Below are 250 nucleotides of genomic sequence, written 5' to 3'. Positions count from 1 at the left end.
CATAGGGGCCCGGTGGTGGCGTCCATTTTGCCTTCTTCACGACGCCAACAATCTTCGGAATCACATCGCCCGAATTCAGGACCTTGACGTGAGCACCCTCACCGATACCACGTTCCATCATCCATGTCGCGTTATGCGCTGTGGCCTGCGTCACGACTGTCCCGTCGATTTCGGTTGGCGTGATCTTGATCTTCGGTTGCCAGCGCCCGAGCCGCGTCTTCTTCCAGTGAATGGATGTGACTTCCACGAC

1 pseudogene is annotated in these 250 nt (G+C 57.2%); it reads right to left on the bottom strand.

What is annotated here, in order from left to right:
- Positions 1–250 (bottom strand): annotated as a pseudogene (locus AC1RP1_RS08445) (hypothetical protein); the annotation flags it as partial.

This window comes from Dellaglioa sp. CoH-56-MRSF-13, assembly GCF_056782095.1.
Note: the sequence above shows the minus strand (reverse complement) of the source record. Positions and strands in the feature narration are given on the sequence as shown.